1 protein-coding gene is annotated in these 2,532 nt (G+C 68.7%); it reads right to left on the bottom strand.

What is annotated here, in order from left to right:
• Window positions 1-907 precede the first annotated feature (907 nt).
• A complete protein-coding gene (locus CHF16_RS39050) occupies window positions 908-2,155 on the bottom strand; it encodes an HNH endonuclease signature motif containing protein (protein ID WP_179271936.1) in 1,248 nt (415 codons plus the stop codon).
• Window positions 2,156-2,532: the final 377 nt, after the last annotated feature.

Genomic DNA, 2,532 nt, shown 5'->3' with positions numbered 1-2,532 from the left:
CCCGCAACTGGCCCTGGGCCGACGCCTGGCGGCAGTTGTTCACCACCCTCCACGCCCCACCCGACAGCCGCTGACCTGCCGTTATCCACCGCCCGCCAGGGCCCGACCGGAACCGAACACGTGGAAAAGCTGGGCAGACCAGCCGATCACCCCTGCCCGCGGGCGGCCGATAACTCGACCGTCCTCCCGAAAAGACCGAGAGATCGACCTCGATTCACCATCGGTGGATCGAGGCTTAGTGAGCAGCGAGCCTTTCCGCAGGGTGCGCCAGTCTTTCTCGAGGGTGGCGCTCCCTGATCACCGGGCGGGCGGGCCTAGGGCGTGGGTGCCGGTTGAACAGCTCTTGCGCTTGCCCGAGCCGGCGGTGCTGTCGGCGGTGTGGGGCCTGCTGATCGCGCCGTCCGCGCCGACATAGCCCTCGTCGGCGCAGCAGGCGATCGTCCGGCTGGTGAGCCCGTCGATGATGCCGTGGACGCGGGCCCGCGGTGAGATCGCGTGTCGAACCCGGCAGCACCGGAGACGCCCAAATCAGCCGCCCGTGCGGATGATCAGGACTGGTTGTTCACCCCATGCCGGTGGTGCTTGCTGCTGGAGTACAGCCGATCGCTCACCGTGGCGGCCGGTCGGGTACGGGTGTGCCTGCGGATGTTCGTGGTCACGGCCGCCAAGGGGAGGGCGGAGGGTGGGGACGGTGCCGGGCTGGTGCGGGCGGGTAGGGGCCGGTGTCGGGGGAGCACCTGCGGCGGTGTGGGCATGCGGTCGCCCGAGAGCGCCCATAGGGCACCTGGTAGGCGGGGTCGAGCATTCGGCCATGCACTGGAGTTGACGCGGCAGGTCACCGGGGTGTGGGCAGGCGGGCCCGGCCCGTGCCGCCGGGGGCGGCCGGGGGCGGGTATCGGTCTGTTGATCAGGCGGCTTCGGCCCATGTGGGTGGTGGGCGTCTTCGCTGGTGCAGGGCGTCGGTGCCGGGTGGGTGGAGCCGGTAGGTGTACCGGCCGTCCTGCGCCTTGGTGATGTGGAGGCGGTCGGGGTGGGTGTGTTTGTAGCGGTTGTGCCAGCCGCAGCACAGGGCGAGTTTGTCGATGTCGGTGGGGCTGTTGCCGAGGGCCCAGCCGTGGACGTGGTCCACCTCGCACAGCGTCCCGGGCACTTCACATCCCTGCACCGCGCACGTCGAGTACAGGGCCTCCAGCACCTGCCGCTGCGGCACGGTGGCGAACCGCACCCGATGCCCCAGGTACAGCGGCGTGTTCCCCTGACCGAGCAGCAGCGGTGACACCCCGGCGTTGAGGGCTATGCGGCGGGCTTGGGCTGCGGGGATGGGGGTGCCGTCGGTGAGGCGGGCGGGGGTGGTGCCGCCGGTGAGGGTGTCCAGGTCGCAGATGACGGTGACCTTGGTGGCCCTGTGTCCACCCGACAACACACCGGTGAGCGCGGCCGCGGTCCGCTCCGACAGATCACGATGGTCGTCGGTCCCGGCGGGCTTGGCCAGCGGTGCGAGGGTGCCGTCCCAGATCGCGGCGTCCTCGGCGTTCAACCAGCCCTTGATGTAGCGGCCACCGTCCAACGACCGGGTCGAGTCGATCCACGACCGCTCATACCCCCGCTTCACATCTTCGGGGGCTTGCTCGCGCCCGTCGCGTTCGGCGATGACCTCGCGGATCCGCTTACCGAACGAGGCCACCTTCCCCGCGGAAAAGCCCTGGTCGACCATGTCCAGCAGGATGTCCTCAGCGGCCGGGCAGTCGTCATCGTCCAGGCGGGCGGTGGCTTCGGCGATGGTCGCGGCGTACCCGGTCGACAGTTCACCGGTGGTCCACCGCTCGGTGACCTCCGTCAGGCGGTGGCGCTGCCGCGCCAGGGTCAGCCGTTCCTTGGCGCGGGATTCGCGCATGCCCATGCGCGACCGCAGCCACGACCTGGTGGAGGGGAAACCCCACCGCTGCACCTCCCGCGCACGATCCACCACGCCGACGAAACCGGCCAGCGCGGCCTCCAGCAGATCAGTGTCGGCGGCGAGTTCCTCAGCCAACTCCAGGCAGGCGGCCGGCGAGTCGGAGGCGTCGCGGGAAGCGAGCTCGGCGGCGATCGCCGATACCGCGTTCACCAATTCAGCGGTGGACGCGGCGTCAAGATCGCCCGCAATCAAACTCACGTATCCATGATATCCGCCCGGGCGCTGTGTTGCGCTCTCGGAACGGAATTCAACCATGATTCTTTATCTTCCATGAGCGCTGTCGGCAATTGTCGCGGAACCGTCATTCTGGGCATCTAGATTTCGTTGTTCTGTGGATTGTGATTGCGGATCGGAGGCCCCCGCTGGTGCCGACCAACCTGCGCAAAGGGCCATCTTCGCCGAACGCGGGGGGCGGGCCTGAACAACGAGTACGGCCTGGCGCAGTACGGCCCGGGAGGCAGCGACGTTGCTGGCAGCACGGACCCTTTTTCATCCTCGGGCGGGTCGATTGATCACAGCATGATCGCGAGTTGATGGAGTCTCCTCGGACGCAGAGAAGCCCCTGGTAGACGGGT

This window comes from Actinomadura meyerae, from assembly GCF_900188445.1.
Classification (GTDB): domain Bacteria; phylum Actinomycetota; class Actinomycetes; order Streptosporangiales; family Streptosporangiaceae; genus Spirillospora; species Spirillospora meyerae.
Note: the sequence above shows the minus strand (reverse complement) of the source record. Positions and strands in the feature narration are given on the sequence as shown.